The sequence below is a fragment of the Streptomyces sp. NPDC022552 genome (genome assembly GCF_055561875.1).
Window position 1 is genome coordinate 102,833 of record NZ_JBVHGJ010000015.1, and the last position, 18,179, is coordinate 121,011.

The following is an 18,179-nucleotide window of genomic DNA, read 5'->3' on the forward strand; positions in this document are numbered from 1 at the left end:
ACGGAGTCGTCAGCCCGCCACGCGGGCCATCCACGCCTCGACCTCGTCGGCGGACCGCGGCAGCCCCGCCGACAGGTTCTCGTGGCCGTCGTCGGTGACGACCAGGTCGTCCTCGATGCGGACGCCGATGCCGCGCCACTCCTCGGGCACGGTGAGATCGTCGGGCTGGAAGTAGAGGCCGGGCTCGACGGTGAGCACCATGCCGGGCTCCAGGACGCCGTCGACGTACTCCTCGTTCCTGGCGTGCGCGCAGTCGTGGACGTCCAGGCCGAGCATGTGACCGGTGCCGGCCATGGTGAAGCGGCGCTGGAGTCCGAGCTCGTACGCCCGCTCGGCGGGGCCCTCGATGAAGCCCCACTCGACCAGCCGGGCCGCCAGGTGGCGCTGGGACGCCTCGTGGAAGTCGCGGTAGGCGGCGCCCGGCTTGACGGCGGCCATGCCCGCCTCCTGGGCCTCGTACACGGCGTCGTAGACCGCGCGCTGCACCGGTGTGAACGTGCCGCTGACGGGGAGCGTGCGCGTGACGTCGGCGGTGTAGAGCGTGCGCGTCTCGACGCCGGCGTCGAAGAGGAGCAGCTCTCCCGGGCGTACCGGCCCGTCGTTGTCCGTCCAGTGCATGATCGTGGCGTGCTCGCCGGCGGCGCAGATCGATCCGTAGCCGACGGAGTTGCCCTCCAGACGCGCCCGGCGGAAGAAGGTCCCCTCGATCCAGCGCTCGGACGAGGCGACCGCCCGGGAGAGCTCCCCGATGGCGTCGGTGAAGCCGCGCACCGTGGAGTCCACGGCCTTGCGCATCTCGCCCAGCTCCCAGGCGTCCTTGACGAGCCGGAGATCGCTGAGCGCCTCCTCCAGCGCGTCGTCGCGCTCCTCGTCGGTGGTGACGGCGGCCTCCAGCGCCGGATCGACACCGCGGACGATCCGGGTGGGCACGCCGGTGCCGGCGGCCAGGTCGTCGGCCGCGGTGCGGACGTCGCGGCAGGCGAGTCCGAGCACGCGCTCGGACTCGGCGAGGGAGCGGCGCCGGCCCATCCACAGTTCGGCCGTGGGGCCCGTCCAGAATTCGTCGTCGTCCCTGCTGTCCCGGGGCAGCTGGTAGCAGTAGGCGTCGTGGCCGCCTTCCGCGCGGGGTTCGAGGACGAGCGCGCCGTCCCGTGCCTGGTCCCCGGTCATGTGCACATAGCCGGAGTACGGCCGGAAGGGGTAGGGGTCGTCGTTCGAGCGGACCTTGAGGCTCCCCGAGGGGATCACGAGGCGTTCGCCGGGGAAACGCGCGGAGAGCGCGGCGCGGCGGCGGGCCGCGTACGGAGCCTGTTCGTCGAGCGTCAGGTCGTGCCGCTCGGTATCGGCCCACCCCGTGCGCATGAGGGCGGACAGCTCCTCGGAGATCCCTGCGTACAGACCGTTCTTTCGGCCCTTGGCCACGGCGTTCCCCTTCTTCCCGTTGGTGCCGGTGGGTTCCTGGACTGCGTACTCGTTCCTGGATCGCGTACTGCGCGGGGCAGGACGCGGTGCGGACGGTAGTCCGGGACGCGCGCGCCGGGTGCCCAGGAGTGCCACTGGCACAGATCGGCCACTCCGGGACGCCGGTCCGGTCGATAATGCGACCCATGACGAACGCGAAACTCGGCGAGGCCCTTCGGCTCCTGGGCGTCGGCGAGGCCGCCTGCCGGGTCTACCTGGCGCTGCTCGAACGGGCGCCGGCTCCGCTGAGCGCGATCGGCACGGCGACGGGTCTGGGCGGGGCGGAGCTCGCCTCGGCCTACGGCGAACTGGCCGATGCCGGGCTTGCCAGTGCCGCGGAAGAGCACGCGGACGTGGTGGCTCCGGTGTCGCCCGCGGCGGGCCTGGAGATCCTCGCCCGGCACCGCGCGGCCGAGCTGGAGGAGTCGCGTATCGCCGTCGGCGGCGCGTTCGATTCGTTCCGGCGCCGGCGGCTCGCCGCGTACGACGACCATCTCGTCGAGGTCGTCACCGGGGACGCCGTCGGTCCGAGGATGCGCCAGGCATGGGCGAGCGCCCGCGAACAGATCCGGCAGCTCGAATCGCCCCCGTACGTCCCGCTGCCCGGGGCGACGGAGGACGCGCTGGCCACGCTCGCCCGCGGGGTGACGCAGCGGGTCGTGTACTCACGGGAGTCGCTGGAGCATCCCGGCCGTCTGAAGGGGGCCATCGAACCGTGCGTCGAGGCCGGCGAACAGGCCAGGGTGCTGCCGTCGGTGCCGGTCAAGCTCCTGATCATCGACGACGCGTACGCGCTCGTGTCGCTGTCGATCAAGGAGGCGGACGTGGTCAACACGCTGCTGGTGGTGCAGCCGAGCGGGCTGCTCTCCGCGCTCGTCGCCCTGTTCGAACAGTCCTGGCAGAACGCCCTGCCCTTCCACGGCCGCACCACCCGCCCGGGCGGCCTGCCTCCCGCCGACCGCCGTCTGCTGTGGCTGCTCGCGGGTGGTGCGACCGACGACGTCATCGCCCGTGAACTGGGCATCAGCCGCCGCACCCTGTTCCGTCGGCTGCAGATTCTGATGGCCCGTCTGGGCGCCGCGAACCGCTTCCAGATGGCTTTGCAGGCGCAGCGCCACGGCTGGCTCTGAGAAGAGCCGTCCCGAGCGGAGGAAATCAACGCCCTTTCACATCAAGGGAATCCGTCACTTGCGGTGCCAATGGCCCTCGTACGTCCGTTTGATGACGATCGATCACCTGTTCGTCCGGTGATAAGATCACGACGCTTGCGGAGCGGTGGATGGATGCACGACGACATCTCCGACCACGGCGACCATCCGGGCAGTACCCCGGTACGGACGGTCCGCCGGTCCACCCGTATTGACGGAATTCAGCGACTGACCGTCGATCGCCTGAAGAGAGCCCTATGACGCATTACGCACAGAACCCAGCACTCTGGGTCCTCCTGGCCGCCACGATCGGCGCCGTAGTCGTAATCATTCGCCAGCGCAAGGCGATACGGACTTTACGACAGGAGGCCGAAGAGCTCAAGGCCCACTACGCCGAGTTGGAGAACAGCTACTCGAAATCCGTGGAGGACGAGAAGGAGCGGGCCCAGGACTCGACGAAATCGGTCCTCAAGTCCGCCATGCGGACGCTCCAGGGCCTTGCCGCCGAGCAGCAGTTGGTCATTTCGGGACTGCAGAGCAAGTACGGCGACTCCGTCATTCTCCATGATCTCCTGGAGATCGACCACACCAATTCCCAGTTCGGCCGGCGCGCTCAGTCCATCGCCGTGCTGTGCGACGGCTGGCTGGGGCGGCAGCGTGAGGTCGCGTCGGTGTACGACGTGGTCCGCAGCGCGCAGGGAAGGATCCGGCACTACCGTCGGGTCGAAATCCTCTCGCAGGTCGACTTCGGTATCACGAGCCGGGCCGTCGAACCGGTGGCACTGGCTCTCGCCGAGCTGCTCGACAACGCCACCAGCTATTCCAGCCCGGACACCGTCGTCGAAATCAATATCCGTACCGTGCCCAAGGGCATTTGCATCGTCGTCGACGATGCCGGTGTCGGTATGAACGACGAGGAGCGGGCCCGTGCGGCGAAACTCCTGACGAGCGAGCGCGTTTCCGGTGTCTCCGGACTCGGCAGCCCGCCGCAGTTCGGTTTCGCCGTCATCGGCGTGCTCTGTGAGCGCTTCGGATTCGAGGTCTCCGTGGACTCCAGTTCCCCGTACGGAGGTGTCCGTGCGGTCCTCCTCCTGCCGCACGAGATGCTCACCGGCATGCCGGAGAAGAAGGCCCCGGCGCCGTCCGTGCCCGCCGCCGCCGTGACGGACCCGAGCGGGCCGTCGCCCGCGGCGACCGCGTCCACGACCGACGACGGTCTGCCGCGGCGCCGCCGCAAGCGGCCGATGGCCATCGTCAGCGGCACCCAGGCACCCGCACCCGCGTCGACCCGCTCCGGCGCGGAGACCGCGGCGATCATGGGGGCCTTCCAGCGAGGCACGCAGTCCGGTCGGGCCACGCGCCCGGACGCGGCGGATCAGACGAGCAGCACACGTGATGCGAGCAGCGAAGGGCCTGAGATCTCGTGAACGACGATCTGTCATGGATGCTTGACAGTGCCTTGGAGATACCGGGGGCGCTGCACGCGGTCCTGGTCTCCGCCGACGGTCTGCTGATGGCCCGGACGAGGGACTTCGAGAAGGACAACGCGGACACCGTCGCCGCCGCGATGAGCGGCATGCAGTCGCTCAGCCGCTCACTCGGGTTCTTCGTCCAGGAGGGGCGCCTCCAGTGGCGCCAGACGCTGGTCGAGTTCGACGGTGGCTGGGTCTTCCTCATCTCCGCCGGGGAGGGCGCGTATCTCGGCGTCTCCGCCTCGCCGGACGTCGACATGCAGGACATCACGTTCCGGATGCAGCAGCTCGTCGGCCAGCTGGGCAAGGCCCTGACGACACCGCCGCGCGAGAACCTCGGCGTCCGCTCATGAGCGGCTTCGACGAACTGGGCCCCGAGGCGGCGGAGTTAGTCCGCCCGTACGTCATCACCAAGGGCCGCGGCCTGCCCGACGAGGAGCAGCTGTCCCTCGTCACGCTGGTCACCGCGGCCGAGGAGGGGCAGCAGCGGCGCCCGACCCGGCTCTCTCCCGAGGAGCAGAGCCTGCTGGACCTGTGCACCGCCGGCTATCTCTCGGTCGCCGAGGTCGCGGGCCACACCCGGCTGCCCATCGGTGTGGTGAGGATCCTGCTCTCCGCCCTCGACGAGGGCGGCTACCTCATCACCCGCCCACCCGTGCAGCGTGCCGCGCTCGCGGACCGAGACATTCTCGAGGAGGTACTGAATGGGCTCCGCGCCAAGTTTGGATGAGCAGGCCTATGTGCGCGCCGGCGCGACGCAGACCGCCGTGAAGATCCTCGTCGTCGGTCACTTCGCCGTGGGCAAGACCACCTTCATCGGTGCGATCTCGGAGATCCCTCCGCTGACCACCGAAGAGACGATGACCCGCGCCGGCGAGTCGTACGACGACCTCAAGGGAGTCCGGAGCAAGACCACCACCACGGTGGCCATGGACTTCGGCAGGCTGACCATCAGCGAACGCGTGGTGCTGTACCTGTTCGGGACGCCCGGGCAGCAGCGCTTCGTGCAGATGTGGGAGGACATGGCGCGCGGCGCGCTCGGGGCGCTGGTGCTGGTCGACCCCGAGCGGCTGGCCGACTCGTTCGCCGTCATCGATCTGATCGAGCAGTACGGCCTCGACTACGCGATCGCCGTCAACCACTTCGACGGCACGAGGGACCGCGAGGAGCGGGCGCTGCGCGAGGCGCTGGACCTGCTCGACGACACCCCGGTCGTCACCTGCGACGCGCGCGACGAGAAGTCGTCCGCCGACGCGCTGATCACCCTCGTCCGCTATTTGCTGGACCGCGCTCACTAGAAGCAGAGAGACATCATGGACGCTCGTTCCACCGCACCCGTGCCCCCGCCCGGGTGCCCCGCGCACGCCGACGGCGGCCGGGTACCGCTGTACGGGCCGGAGTTCCAGGCCGATCCGCAGGCGTACTACGCCTATCTGCGCCACTTCGGTCCGACCGCGCCCGTGGAGCTCGCTCCCGGGGTGGAGGCCACCCTCGTCACGGACTACGCGACAGCCCTGCAACTCCTCCAGGACTCGGGCTCCTTCCGCAAGGACGCGCGCCGCTGGCGGCACCTCAACGAGGGGCTCATCAGCCCGGACAACCCGGTCGTGCCGGTGCTGGCGTACCGTCCCAACGCCATGTTCAGCGACGGCGCCGAACATCTGCGGCTGCGCCAGGCGGTCACGGACAGCATGGCCCGCGTCGACGCGCGCAAGCTGAGCCGGACCACGGATCAGGTCTCCGAGTACCTCGTCTCGCGGTTCGGCGCACGGGGCTCCGCGGACCTTCTCGGTGACTACGCGCGGCAGCTGCCGCTCTTCGTGTTCAACGAACTCTTCGGCTGCCCGGCCGACATCGGCGACCGCGTGCTGTTCGGCATCACCGGCATGTTCGACGGCGTCAACGCCGAGCGGGCCGTCGAGGTGCTGTTCGGCGCCGTCGGCGAACTGGTGGCGCTGAAGCGGGCCAGGCCCGGTGATGATGTCACCACCTGGCTGATGCAGCATCAGGCGCGGCTGACCGACGAGGAGATGATCCACCAGGTCGCCCTGCTCCTGGGCGCGGGAACCGATCCCCTGGGCAATCTGCTCGGCAACACCCTGCACCGGCTGCTGACCCACGACCGCTACGCCGACGGCGGGGGTCTGATCGACGAGGCCCTCGACGACACCCTGTGGGACAACCCGCCCATGCCCAACTACGCGCCGCACTACCCGGCCACCGACATGGAGTTCGCCGGGACGAAGCTCCAGGCGGGCGACCTGATGCTGGTCAGTTTCGCGGCAGCCAACACCGGGCCGAACCTGTCCGCCGCACGCGCGTCCGGCAGCAACCGGTCCCATCTGGCGTGGAGCGCGGGCCCGCACGCCTGCCCGTCGAAGGAGCCCGCGCGGCAGATCACCGTCACGGCCATCGAGAAGCTGCTCAACCAACTCCCCGACGTCGACCTGGCCGTTCCGGAGGAGAGCCTCGTCTGGCGCCCGGGCCCGTTCAACCGGGGCCTCACCACGCTGCCCGTCCGGTTCACGCCGGTCGAGACCGTGCGCCGGACGGCCGACACGTCGCAGGCCCGGCCCGCGACCGACGCCTCGGCCGAGCCGGGCGGCCGCAAGCGCGGCGGAATGTGGAGCCAGTTCCTCAACTGGCTGGCGAAGTGACCAAGGCAACTCTCACCGGCTCGTCCGGCGCCGCATGAACCGTTCACCTCGGGGGTAGTGAGCACCGCGTTGTTCAGGCGTGCTTACGAGGCTGAGGAGGTGTCGATGGAGCAGATATCCACCGACCCCGATGTCATGCGTCACCTCCCCGGGTCCGGCCCCCTCGATACCCGCCCCTCGGGGCGGGTATCTTCTTGGGCGCCCAGACCCGGGGAGACGCTCGGGGGTCATATGGCGAGACAGGCCCTGCGGCTGTGCGAGGTCGCGGGGTTGAGCGGCTCCGATTCCGCGGAGTACGCCCGGACGCTGCTCACGGTCATGGGCCCGGTGGCCGAGCGGCCGCTCGAACTGCCGCCGCCTTACGCCTCCTTCCTCTCCGACGACCACACGCCGCTGGAGTTCTCGCTCGCCTTCACCGCCGGTTCGGGACCGACGCTGCGGGTCCTCCTCGAGCCGGGGTGCGAGGCGGGGGGCCTGGCGGAGAACGGGCGTGTCGGTCTGCGGGCCGTCCGCGCGATGGCGCGGCGCTGGGGCTTCGACACGGTGCGGCTCGACGAGCTGGAGGACCTGTTCTTCCCCGAGCACCCCGAGGGGCCGCTGGCGCTCTGGTGCGCGCTGGAGCTGCTCCCGGGCGGCGTGCCCAAGGTCAAGGTGTATCTGAATCCGGCGGCCTCCGGGCAGGAACGTTCCGCCGGGACGGTACGGGAGGCCCTGCGCCGGCTCGGCCACGGGCAGGCGTTCGCGGCGCTGCCCCCGAGCGACCGTCATCTCTTCGTCGCCCTGGACCTGGGTGACTGGAACGAACCCCGGGTGAAGGTCTACCTCGTGCACGACGACCTGTCCGCCCGGAAGGCGGCCGGTCTCTCCCGGATGACCGGCGGTCCGCGGGGCGGGGACATCTCACGTTTCTTCCGCACGGCCGCGGGGCTCGACACCTCCGCCGGCTCGGATGCCGACGCCGACGGCCTCGGCCCCCTGGGCGGGCTCGACGCGCTGGAGGGTCTCGACGTACCGCTGGACCGGCGGCCGGGACTGACCTGCCACGCCTTCACCGAGGCCGGTGCGGACCTGCCCAGCGGGTTCACCCTGCACATCCCCGTCCGGGACTACGCCCGGCACGACGGCGAGGCCCTGGACCGGGCGGTGACCCTGCTGCGACGGCACGGCATGGACCCCGCCCCGCTCGTCCGGGCCCTGAGCGCCGTCACCGGCCGGCGGCCCGAGGACGGCGTGGGTCTGATCGCCTACCTGGCCCTGGTCCACCAGCGGGGGAAGCCGACTCGGGTGACCGCCTACATCTCCTCGGAGGCGTACCAGGTCAGGCCGCCGGTCGCCGTACCGGTGCCGCGCGCGGCCGAGGCTGTTCCGCGCACGACCCAGGCCGTCCACTGACCGCTCGCCCCGGACGGTCGCTACGTGTCCTGCAGCTCGCGCAGTTCCCCGAGATAGGGGCCGACGTCCACCTGGATGGAGGCCGCGCCCTCCGTCCGCCCGTAGCGCGCCTCGATGCCCTTGAGATAGCCGTCGATCTCCTCACGCATGACGTCGACGGGCGGCAGGGTGACGTCACCCCCGACGATCCCCGCCACCCACCGCGCCTGGGCCTCGACGAGGCGCGTGATCGAGCCGACGGGGCGGATCAGCCCGACGAAGTACAGGCCGGGCCGGTCGGGTGCGACCACGCGTCCGTACAGCTCGACCACCCCCTGCCGTTCGCCCGCCGGACAACCGGTGGGCAGGAAGGGGAAGTCCATCCGGAACCCGGTGCAGTGGACGATCGCGTCGGCCTCCTCCACGCTTCCGTCGGTGAAGGTCACCCGATCGCCGTCGAGGGAGTCGATCGCGGGTCTGGGGATCACACCGCCGTGCCGGATCCGGCTGAGTATCTCGTCGGAGATGGTCACGGCGGAGGAGAGGATCGGATGGTCGGGCTCGGGCAGGCCGTAGTCCGAGAGCTTCCCGCGGGCCACGAGCAGCGCCTGCTCGACGAAGTTCCGCTGCTCGGTGAAGGACATGTCCTGCCACCAGGGCGCGTCGGCGATGAGGTCCACGGACATGCCGAAGAGCTGCTTGGGGACGACGTGCAGCCCCCGGCGGACGGAGAGCACGGTCCGCGCCGCGTGCCGGGAGAGGTCCGAGGCGATGTCCACACCCGACGCCCCCATCCCCACGACGACGACCCGCTGTCCGGCGAAGTCGGCTCCGTCATGGAAGTCGAGGGAGTGCAGAACCGTTCCGGTGAACGACTCGGAGCCCGGCGGCAGAGGATTCGGCGGCGCCGCCACCGTGTTGTGACCGGAAGCGACGACCACGTGCGCGAAGCGCCGTTCCGTCACCTCGCCCCGCGCGTCCCGGCTGGTGACGGTCCAGCCGCCGGCACCGCCGTCCCGCCGGCCGTCCTGTCGTACGGAGAGCACTTCGGTACGCGTCTCGACACGCGGCAGCAGCCCGGCCCACTCGGCGAACGCCCGTAGATAGGCGGCGACATCGGCATGTCCCGGGTAGAGGGGCAGTTCCGCCGGCATCGGGAAGTCGCTGTACCCGGTCAGATCCTTGGCTGTGTTCAGGTGCAGGGACCGGTAGCCGGGCCCCCGCTCGCCCGCCCCCGGCTGACGCCAGATCCCTCCGACGTCCGGCGCCTGCTCCAGGCAGACGAAGTCGATCCCCCTGGCGGAGAGCGCGTGTGCCGTCGCGAGGCCCGACAGGCCCGCACCGATGACGCACACGGTCGCGGCAGGGGGAACGTCGACCGTACGTGACCCGCCCATGGATCCCTCCACAGCACACCATCCGTCCTCGCGCCGGGGGGCGGTCGGCACCGCTGTCCCCCGTGCGGGAGCCCGGAGGGCTCACGATACCGATCACCGTTCGCGAGTGATCTTCGAGGTGCCGGACGGGGGAACGACCGGGGCCGGCCGTATGCGAGAACGTCATGGAAAAGCCTTCTCCGGGTTACACATCCGGCCACTCCCCCATGGCACGCTCCCGCTGGCAGAAATTCAACCCGCGTAGATCGCGGCGCCGTTGAGCCCGGCGCCGCACGCCCGGCGCGTCCCGTCCCCCCGAAAGGTCCCCCCATGTCCTTTGTGCCCAGCGGCAGATGGAAGGCCCTGGCCGCGGCCATATCCGCGGTCATCATCGGTCTCACCCTCCCGACGGTCGCCGCGACCCCCGCGAGTGCCACGACCACCGCGTACGACAGCACGTACTACAAGAACGCCATCGGCAAGACCGGCACGAGCCTGAAGTCCTCGCTGCACACGATCATCAGCAGCCAGAGCAGGATCTCGTACGACGCGGTCTGGAACGCGCTCAAGGTCACGGACCAGGACCCGAACAACAGCGGCAACGTGATCCTGCTGTACAGCGGCGTCTCGCGCAGCAAGAGCCTCAACGGCGGCGACGTGGGCGACTGGAACCGTGAGCACGTCTGGGCCCAGTCCCACGGCAACTTCGGCACCTCGGCAGGCCCCGGCACCGACCTGCACCACCTGCGTCCGGCGGACGTCCAGGTCAACGGCATCCGTGGCAACAAGGACTTCGACAACGGCGGCAGCGCGGTCAGCGGCGCGCCCGGCAGCTACACCGACTCCAACTCGTTCGAGCCGCGCAACGCGGACAAGGGCGATGTGGCCCGCATGATCCTCTACATGGCCGTCCGCTACGAGGGCGACGACGCCTGGGCCGACCTGGAGCCGAACGAGTCGACCTCCAACGGCAGCGTCCCCTGGCACGGCCGGCTCTCGGTCCTGAAGCAGTGGAACGAGCAGGACCCGCCGAGCGCCTTCGAGGAGCGCCGCAACGACATCATCTTCGGCACCTACCAGGGCAACCGGAACCCGTTCATCGACCACCCGGAATGGGTCGAGGCGATCTGGTAGTCCGGTCGTGGTCCGCCGGGCTCCGCGCCACGGGCGGGGAGCCCGGCCCCCGGGGGCCGTGGGGGTGGCGCGCCCTGCCCCACATGGGCGGGTCTGGCGCCTTCCACGGAGTGTTCGGCCGCTTCCTCACCGGCCTCCCTCCATAGTGCGCTCATGACACGCACCCCCTCCCCCACACGCCCGCGCGCTCGTGCGGGTGCTCGCCGGGCGGCCCTGCTCTGTGCCGCCCTCCTCGCCGTCACGGTTCAGACCACCGGCGTCGCGCCCGCGCTCGCCGAAGGTCCCGGCGGCCCGGGCGGACGCGACTGTGTGAGGACCGAGCGCCCCCTCGGCGGCCAGGCACGCGAGGTCCTGGACATCGCCCGCAAGGCCAGGACCGACCTCAAGCTGAACTCCGTCGAGCTGCGGGTCACGGTCGACGGACGCGAGGTGGTCACCGACGCGCTCGGCGAGTCCATGACCGGTGTCCCCGCGCGGCCGGACATGCACTTCCGCGCCGGCTCTGTGGCCTTCGCGCACATCGGGACGGCACTCCTCCAGCTGGTGGAGGAGCGCAAGGTCCGTCTCGACGACACGGTGGAGCGCTGGCTGCCCTTCGTGCCGAAGGCCGACCGGATCACCCTGCGGATGCTGGCCACCAACACCTCCGGCCTCCACGACTACGTCACCGACCCGGCCTTCCTCGCCGAGCTGACGGCCCATCCGTTCCGCCACTGGACCCCGCAGCAGCTCCTCGCGTACCCCTTCAGCCACTCGTTCTGGTACGAGCCGGGCACCAACTGGAGCTACTCCCACGCCAACTACCTGCTCCTGAGCATCGCGCTGGAGAAGATCACCGGTACCCGCATCGACGAGCTCCTGAAGGAGCGGGTCTGGCGTCCCCTCGGGCTGCGCAACACGCAGAACAACTTCACCCCGGAGATCCCGCTTCCGGTCCTGCACGCCTTCACCTCCGACCGCGGCCTCTACGAGGAGTCCACCTACTGGAACCCCTCGTGGACCACCGCGCCCGGCGCGGTCATCACGACCGACATCTGTGACCTGGCCCGTTCCGCGCGGGCCATGGGCACGGGCGAGCTTCTCTCGCCCCGCTCCTACCGCACGTTCGTCAACCCGGGCACGGTCGGCCTCGGCGTCCCGACCGCCACCTGTCCCGCCACGATCTGTCTGCCGCAGACCGAGGCCTGGCACTTCGGGCTCGGCATCATCGTGGCCAACACCTGGCTGGTGCAGAACCCGTCGTTCTCCGGCTACGCGGCGATCCAGGCGTACCTCCCCTCCGCGGGTCTCGCCATCGCCGTCTCCACGACCAAGACCGCGGACACGCCCGCCGGAAACACGGCCGAGGACGTCGCCGAGCTCATCGCGGCCGAGCTCGCGCCGGGAACGCCGCTGACGATCAGCTGAGTCACCGGACCTTCACGCGCCGACTCCGGCGATCAGGAGTCGGCGCGTGACCGCTGTCAGGCAGCATGGTGACCATGAACTCGGAGCAGCCGCCGTCGCACGAAGCGAAAGACGTCCCCCTGGCCACCCGGCCGAACGCGGCCGACGTCAGGAATGCGAGGACGACCCTCCTCGGACTCCTCGCGCGCACGGGCGTACCCGAGGACGAGACGGGCCAACTGATCGCGCTCGTCGAGGCCGGCGCCCTCGCCGAGGCCCGCGATGCGGTCGCCCAGGTCGTGGCGAGCGCTCCCCAGGATCGGGGAGAGCGGTACCGCCTCGGGTGGACCGACGGCACCCGGACCGCCGACGACGCGCTCCGCGGCAGCACCGAACGCGCTCTGCGGCGGGCCATGGGCCCCGACGCCCCGAGCTCCGCCGCCGAGGGGTCGGCGGACACGGCGCACGTCCACCCCCCGGTCACAGGGGTGGACGTGGAGCGGGCCAAGGTGGCCGTGACCCCGCTCTACCTCGCGTGCACCCACGTCTCCGACCTCGACCCCGAGGTGTCGGAGGACGTCCTCGTCGCCGTCCTCGGGACGATGAGCACCGCGGAACGGGCCGGATACGCCGGACATCTGGACGAGTTCGCCGAGTCCTGGAGCGAGCGCCTGACCCGCTTGTACGCGGAGTACGGCCCCGGCAGCGACGTCTCCATCCACGGCCGCCACTCCCTGCTCCACTCCCCCAGCAGCATCGCCGTGCTCGAGCGTCTCGTCTCGGCGCCCGACGCGCTGCGGGAGGAGTGGGACCGGGTGGAACTCCCTCCCGTCTGGCTGGAGGGGCTGGCGAAGGCCTGGGACGCCCCGCCGGGTGGGTGATCCGGCCGCGGCGCCGGCTAGGACGCGTAGGTCTCGAACTCGGCGACCTTCGGTGTGCCGGTCGAGCCGGTGATCTCGAACGTGACCTTCTTCAGGGAGGTCGCGGGGAAGGTGATGGCACCCGCCCCGCTGCCGGACGTCAGGACCGCGCCGGTGTCGCCGTTGACGACCCGCCAGGAGCCGATGGCGCCGGCCGAGCCCGCCGCCTCCCTGATGACGATCCGGGACACGGTGGTGGCGGAGCCCCACTTGACCGAGACGGAACCGGTGGCTCCGACCGGTGACCAGAAGGTGCTCAGGTCACCGTCGCGCACATTGCCGTAACTCGTGCCGTCGGCCTTGCTGGAGCCGTCGGCGCCGGCTCCGATGGAGAGGTTGGTCCCGGCGGGCGGGGTCGGCGCGGGGGTGGTGGGCGCCGGGGTGGTCGGCTGCGGAGTGGTCGGGGTCGGCTGCGGGGTGGTCGGCGCCGGTGTCTGCGGAGAGCAGCTGCCGTCCGACACCCGCAGACCCTTGTTCGCGCCCGCCGTCTGGCTCACGACGGCCGGTACGCAACTGGCGTTGTCGAGGCTGTACGCGTAGGGGATGGCGACCGTCGTGTTGGACTGCGGGTTCGGGCCGGCCGGGTTGTTGTCGGTGCCGGGCGCGGACCAGGTCACGTTGTCGAAGATGTTGCCGCTGACCTGCCAGTATCCGGCCGCGTCCGTGTAGAAGGTGCCGAGGACGTCCTTGGAGTCCTCGAAGTAGTTGTTGTCCACCTTGGCGCGGGCTCCTGCCCGGGAGTTGATGCCGGACTCGTTGAGGCTCACGTAGTGGTTGTTGTAGATGTGGGCCGTGCCGCCGCGCAGGAGGGGCGCGCGGGAGTCGATGTTCTCGTACAGGTTGTGGTGGTACGTGATGAAGCCGTTCGACAGGTCGCTCTCGCTGGAGCCGATGAGGCCGCCGCGGCCGGAATTGCGCAGGGTGCTGTAGGACAGGGTCACGTACTGGGTGTTGTCCTTCATGTCGAAGAGGCCGTCGAACCCTTCCGACTCCCCGCCCGACGCCTCCAGGCTGACGTGGTCGACCCACACGTTGCGGACGCCGCTCTCCATGCCGATGGCGTCGCCGCCGTTGGAGATGGGCGAGCCCGACTTCTTGACGTTCCGTACGGTGACGTTCTGGATGATGATGTTGCTGGATTCACGTATGTGGATGCCGAGTTGATCGAAGAGCGCCCCGGCGCCGACGCCGACGATCGTGACGTTGCTGATCTGCTTGAGCTCGATCACCCCGTCGGCGGTGTTGCAGCCGGTGCCCGACACCTTGCTGGTGTTGCCGTGGTTGATGGTTCCCTCGACCTCGATGACGAGCGGCGTGCTCGTACTGGGGCGGGCGCACAGAGCCGCGTGGATCGCGGTCCCCGTGGTGGCCCGTACGGTCTGCCCGCCCGCGCCTCCGGTGGTCCCGCCGTTCTGGGTCGCGTAGCCGGTGGCGCTGCCGGTCGCCGCCGATGCCGCTGGCATCGCCAGCACCGCGCCACCCGCTGCCACCAGGGCCGCTGTGGCCAGCACCGCGCCAAGTCGTGGTGCGACTGCTCGTCCCATTCTGATCTCCCAATCGTCTTCGGCACGCGTCGTCGCATGCCAGGTGATCTGCTGCGTACGGGGTCGTGCGCCGGCGGGCCGATCGCGGTCACCGGCCTGCCTCACGGCAGGTCCTGACGCGCCGGCGGCCCGGGTGGAGCTCCGTGCCGGATGCCGGATCGGTGGCGACTCCGCGGTCGCTGCACCGGGGTGGTTCCTTGCGAGGAGAAAGCGCTTTCTGCTCGGCGACAATAGGGCGCCGTCAGTTCGGCTGGCAAGATTCCGTCCGACAGTAAATTCAGTGATGTGAACACCGGTTCCCCTGCGGACCGGTGTCGGGTGCGGGTGTCGGGTGCGGTTCCGAGTGCGGTGCGGGGACCAGCCGTTCAGCTGGGCCGGGACCGGCCGTCGTCACTCGGTACGTCCGCCGTCGCCCGCGCCCTCTGCTCCCTGTAGCTGACGCAGGAGGCGACGACGATGAAGGGCCACACCGACTGCATGCAGGTCACGAGGCGTTCGGCGACACCTGGAGCGCCATGACGGTGTGTCTCGATCAGATACCAGGCCGCGCCGACGCCCATCAGGAGGGACGCCGCGACCGAGGGCGCGAGCCGCAGCCCCCAGGGTGCGGCGCCGGTCCGGACGGCGGCCAGGACCGGCCACGCCGCGAGCAGGACGAAACCGATGACGGCGACCGAGCCGTGTTCCAGGGACCCCCCGCTGCTGGGCGTCGGGAGCATCGCCACCACGAAGGCCGCCACCCCGCCGGCCGCCAGCGTCACCCGTCCGGCGGGCGCGGCCGCGCGCAGCCCCCAGGCGGTGAGCAGATGGCAGGCGCCCAGCGCGAGCAGCGCTCCGGTCATCACCCAGAAGCCCTCGGATCCGTAGGCGCCGAGGACGCTGATGTTCTGGGTGACGGGATCGTAGGAGGGCCCCTCCAGATGGGCCGCGAGCATCCAGCCGCCGACCAGCAGGACAGGGGCGCACCCCGACGACACCAGAGCCCATCGAGGAACAGGTCGCATCGGCCCACGGTAAGCCGCTCGGTCGCCTCCGCCGCGTTGTACGCGGGCGGGTGGAGCCCGAATGGGCGTGTGCGGAGCGCGACGCGCCGCGAAGTGGGGGCTGTGCCGAGGGCGACGCGTCTCCGGGACCGGACACGCGCCGCCGGGCGACACGCGGTCGAAGCCAGACCTGCGCCGCCGGACGACACGCCGGCGAAGCGGGGGCGCGTGTCAGGTGCGCCGCGACGCCGCCGCTGCCCCGCCCGGGGCGACCGGTCAAGCGGTCACGTTTCTGGCGAACCAGCCCGTGAACGCGCGCTCCTCGTCGGCGCTCTGGCGCTGCTCGGCCTGCTCCAGGACCCGCTCGGCCTCGGCGCGCCAGGTCGCCGCGTCCGCGCGCGGCGGGGGCAGGAAGGGGCCGCGTTCCGGTGATTCGGCCGCGGCTCCGAAGAAGTCGCCGCCCTTGCGCTTCATGTCGTCCGTCCCCCACGCGCGTCCGGTCCCGTCCCGGGGCACCTTCTGCAGATGGGGAATGTGCTTGGCGCAGTGGATGTACGCCTCCTCCACGGCGACCTCCACCCACACCTGGGCGCGGCGGCCCGGCACGGAGTCGTACGGGAGGCCCTCGTGGGCCTGGCGCATGGCGTCGTCCGACACGACCCGCGCCCGCCCGTTGACGTGGAGCCCGATACGGTCCCGGAGGAAGTCCATCATGAGGATGCCGACGTGCGGGTTCTCCTCGATGTTGCCGAGGCTGGCCTGTACGCCGTTGCCCCGGTACTCGGGGTACGCGAGGGTCCGGTCGTCCAGGACGTGGAGGAAGCCGGGCGGGCCGGCCCGGAAGGTGTTGTCGCACTCGCCGTGCCGGTCGGCGGTCGCCAGGAAGAACATCTCCTGGCGGGTCACGAACTCCCGCATCCGTGTGTTGAGCCGGTCGAGGACCTGATCGGCGTAGAACCTGTCGGCTCGCTCGGTGGTGCCCATGCGCTGCTGGACGAGGTGCTCGCCGTCGCTCCCCGGGCGGAGGGTGCGCACCGGCGTCGGCTGCCGGTACCCGGTGTGTTCGAAAGTGCTCAATTCCTTGCCCCGACCAGTTCCTCGATGGAGTCGTGCCGTATGCGGTGGGTCGGGATGCCGATGCCGACCAGGGTGTCGACGCCGCGACGGATCATGCCGGGCGGGCCGGAGAGATAGGCGTCGTAGGTGTGCCACGGTCCGTACTGACAGACGGCGTCGGGCAGTTGGCCGCACAGCTCGCCGGTGGGTCCGTCGTCGACGACCGGTCGGACCGAGAGCCAGGGGTGCGACTGCTGCATCCGGAGCATGGTGTCGATGTCGTACAGGTCGTGGTCGCGGCGGGCCCCGTAGAAGACCTGGACGGAGCGGCGCCTGCCGTGCTGGGCCACGTCCTCGACCAGGGCCTTGATGGGGGCGATGCCGGTGCCGCCGCCGAGGCACAGCAGCCCGTTGTCCGTGGTGTGGTCCACGGTCATGGACCCCGCGGGCCCGCCGAGACGGATCACGTGCCCCGGACGTGCGCGGTGCACCAGGGCGTTGGAGACCCAGCCCGCCGGCACGGCCTTGACGTGGAACGAGAGCAGTCCGTCGGAGCGGGGTGCGGAGGCGAAGGAGTAGTGCCGCCAGACGCGCGGCCACCAGGGGGTCTCCACAGAGGCGTACTGCCCGGCGAGGAAGGGGTACGGCTGGTCGGGCCGGACCGTCACGACCGCGATGTCGCGGGTACGCATCTCGTGGGCGACGACCTCGGCCTGCCACCAGGCGGGGGCGCGGAGCTCGTCCTCGGCCGCCGCGTCGATCATGATCTGGGAGATCGCGGTGTAGGCGCCCACCCAGGCCGCTTCGGTCCTCGGCCCCCAGCTCTCCGAGGCGTAGTGGGAAAGGGCGCCGAGAAGGGCCTCGCCGACGGCCGGGTAGTGCTCGGGGAGCGTGCCGTACTTCCGGTGTCCGCGGCCGAGCCGGGAGAGGTACGCGGTGAGGGTGGCGGCGTCGTCCACATGGGTCGCGGCGGTGAGCAGCGCGGTGAAGAGCCGGTCCCGCTGGGTGTCCATCGCAGCGGGGAACAGGGCACGCAGGTCCGGGTGCTTGAGGAAGAGCAGCGCGTAGAAGTGCGAGGTGACCTTGTCGGCGATCGGCTCGATCTCGGCGAGGGTGCGGCGCAGGAGAGCGGCGTCGGATGTGTCTTCGGGGGCCGCGGCGCGCTGCTCCGGCGCGGGAGACGCGGCAGGCGCGGGCGCTACGGGCGGCGTGGACGGCGCGGGCCGCGTGGTGGCCGCGGAGGGGGAGGGTCCGAACGCCTGGAACGGCGCCGAGGGCGCGGTCCGCTGTTCCGGCACGGAGGGCGCCGCGTGCTCGGACTGCGACGGCGCTGCGGGCCTGGTGGGCGGTGCCTGCGGTGTGGGTGCCGTACCGCCCGGGGTACCGCCCGGGCCTCGACCGAACCAGCCTCCGTTCCGACTGTCGCCGCCTGAGCTCGCGCCGTCGGCCGACATGGTGGTCGGACCATCCATCGGTTTGCCTCGCCTCGAACGTCTTTCGGTCGGTCTTCGCCCATGGGGTCCGAGTGTGCCCCGATTTCCCTCTCGCTATCGGAATTCCACGCAAGCACACCCGTCACTGCGAAGATGGTGGTATATCTCGCCCTCGACATGGGGTACGGGTGTGCGAACGGGCTTGACCCTACCCCGCGGCCGGGATTCCATGAAGGCT

The 18,179-nt window shown here is 70.7% G+C and carries 16 protein-coding genes; 10 read left to right on the forward strand and 6 right to left on the reverse strand.

Annotated features, from left to right (window positions below):
• Positions 1-9: 9 nt before the first annotated feature.
• Complete coding sequence (locus tag ACZ3OF_RS30245; RefSeq protein WP_361676065.1) at positions 10-1,422, reverse strand: aminopeptidase P family protein; 1,413 nt, start codon at positions 1,420-1,422, stop codon at positions 10-12.
• Between the two features lie 185 nt (positions 1,423-1,607).
• On the opposite strand from ACZ3OF_RS30245, the gene ACZ3OF_RS30250 reads away from it, so the two are divergent.
• From ACZ3OF_RS30250 to ACZ3OF_RS30280, 7 genes are all read left to right on the forward strand, one after another.
• Positions 1,608-2,591: a LuxR family transcriptional regulator gene (locus ACZ3OF_RS30250; RefSeq protein WP_467307925.1), complete on the forward strand. Its 984-nt coding sequence runs from the start codon at positions 1,608-1,610 to the stop codon at positions 2,589-2,591.
• Positions 2,592-2,866: 275 nt separating this feature from the next.
• Entirely contained in the window at positions 2,867-4,036 is a 1,170-nt protein-coding gene (locus ACZ3OF_RS30255; protein ID WP_467307927.1) for an ATP-binding protein, read from the forward strand.
• Positions 4,033-4,434, forward strand: a complete 402-nt coding sequence (locus ACZ3OF_RS30260; protein WP_361676057.1) for a roadblock/LC7 domain-containing protein — start codon at positions 4,033-4,035, stop codon at positions 4,432-4,434. Before ACZ3OF_RS30255 ends, ACZ3OF_RS30260 begins: the two co-directional genes overlap by 4 nt.
• Positions 4,431-4,811 (forward strand): DUF742 domain-containing protein, encoded by a 381-nt coding sequence (locus ACZ3OF_RS30265; RefSeq protein ID WP_361676054.1) that lies wholly within the window; start codon positions 4,431-4,433, stop codon positions 4,809-4,811. The genes ACZ3OF_RS30260 and ACZ3OF_RS30265 overlap by 4 nt, the downstream gene beginning before the upstream one ends.
• Complete coding sequence (locus ACZ3OF_RS30270; protein WP_361431839.1) at positions 4,786-5,379, forward strand: GTP-binding protein; 594 nt, start codon at positions 4,786-4,788, stop codon at positions 5,377-5,379. The genes ACZ3OF_RS30265 and ACZ3OF_RS30270 overlap by 26 nt, the downstream gene beginning before the upstream one ends.
• A 15-nt stretch (positions 5,380-5,394) precedes the next feature.
• On the forward strand, positions 5,395-6,738 hold the full coding sequence (locus ACZ3OF_RS30275) for a cytochrome P450 (protein ID WP_361676051.1): 1,344 nt from the start codon (positions 5,395-5,397) through the stop codon (positions 6,736-6,738).
• Positions 6,739-6,969: 231 nt separating this feature from the next.
• Positions 6,970-8,130, forward strand: coding sequence for a tryptophan dimethylallyltransferase family protein (locus tag ACZ3OF_RS30280; RefSeq protein WP_361676049.1), 1,161 nt, complete (start codon positions 6,970-6,972; stop codon positions 8,128-8,130).
• Positions 8,131-8,150: 20 nt separating this feature from the next.
• Here the strand turns inward: ACZ3OF_RS30280 and ACZ3OF_RS30285 are convergent, their stop codons facing one another.
• A complete protein-coding gene (locus ACZ3OF_RS30285) occupies positions 8,151-9,506 on the reverse strand; it encodes a flavin-containing monooxygenase (protein WP_361676046.1) in 1,356 nt (451 codons plus the stop codon).
• A gap of 309 nt (positions 9,507-9,815) precedes the next feature.
• Between ACZ3OF_RS30285 and ACZ3OF_RS30290 the strand changes: the two genes are divergently transcribed.
• The 3 genes from ACZ3OF_RS30290 (at position 9,816) to ACZ3OF_RS30300 (ending at position 12,886) form a co-directional block, all read left to right on the forward strand.
• Positions 9,816-10,619, forward strand: a complete 804-nt coding sequence (locus tag ACZ3OF_RS30290) for an endonuclease I family protein (protein ID WP_361676043.1) — start codon at positions 9,816-9,818, stop codon at positions 10,617-10,619.
• A 153-nt stretch (positions 10,620-10,772) separates the two neighbouring features.
• A complete protein-coding gene (locus tag ACZ3OF_RS30295) occupies positions 10,773-12,026 on the forward strand; it encodes a serine hydrolase domain-containing protein (RefSeq protein ID WP_361676040.1) in 1,254 nt (417 codons plus the stop codon).
• Between the two features lie 74 nt (positions 12,027-12,100).
• Entirely contained in the window at positions 12,101-12,886 is a 786-nt protein-coding gene (locus tag ACZ3OF_RS30300) for a hypothetical protein (protein WP_467307933.1), read from the forward strand.
• A 17-nt stretch (positions 12,887-12,903) separates the two neighbouring features.
• Here the strand turns inward: ACZ3OF_RS30300 and ACZ3OF_RS30305 are convergent, their stop codons facing one another.
• From ACZ3OF_RS30305 to ACZ3OF_RS30320, 4 genes are all read right to left on the reverse strand, one after another.
• Positions 12,904-14,469: a pectate lyase family protein gene (locus ACZ3OF_RS30305; protein ID WP_361676035.1), complete on the reverse strand. Its 1,566-nt coding sequence runs from the start codon at positions 14,467-14,469 to the stop codon at positions 12,904-12,906.
• A gap of 365 nt (positions 14,470-14,834) precedes the next feature.
• Positions 14,835-15,473 (reverse strand): DUF998 domain-containing protein, encoded by a 639-nt coding sequence (locus ACZ3OF_RS30310; protein ID WP_361676033.1) that lies wholly within the window; start codon positions 15,471-15,473, stop codon positions 14,835-14,837.
• A 255-nt stretch (positions 15,474-15,728) separates the two neighbouring features.
• Positions 15,729-16,529, reverse strand: coding sequence for a pyridoxamine 5'-phosphate oxidase family protein (locus ACZ3OF_RS30315; RefSeq protein WP_467307936.1), 801 nt, complete (start codon positions 16,527-16,529; stop codon positions 15,729-15,731).
• Positions 16,526-17,980, reverse strand: coding sequence for a globin domain-containing protein (locus ACZ3OF_RS30320; protein ID WP_361676031.1), 1,455 nt, complete (start codon positions 17,978-17,980; stop codon positions 16,526-16,528). Before ACZ3OF_RS30320 ends, ACZ3OF_RS30315 begins: the two co-directional genes overlap by 4 nt.
• Positions 17,981-18,179 lie beyond the last annotated feature (199 nt).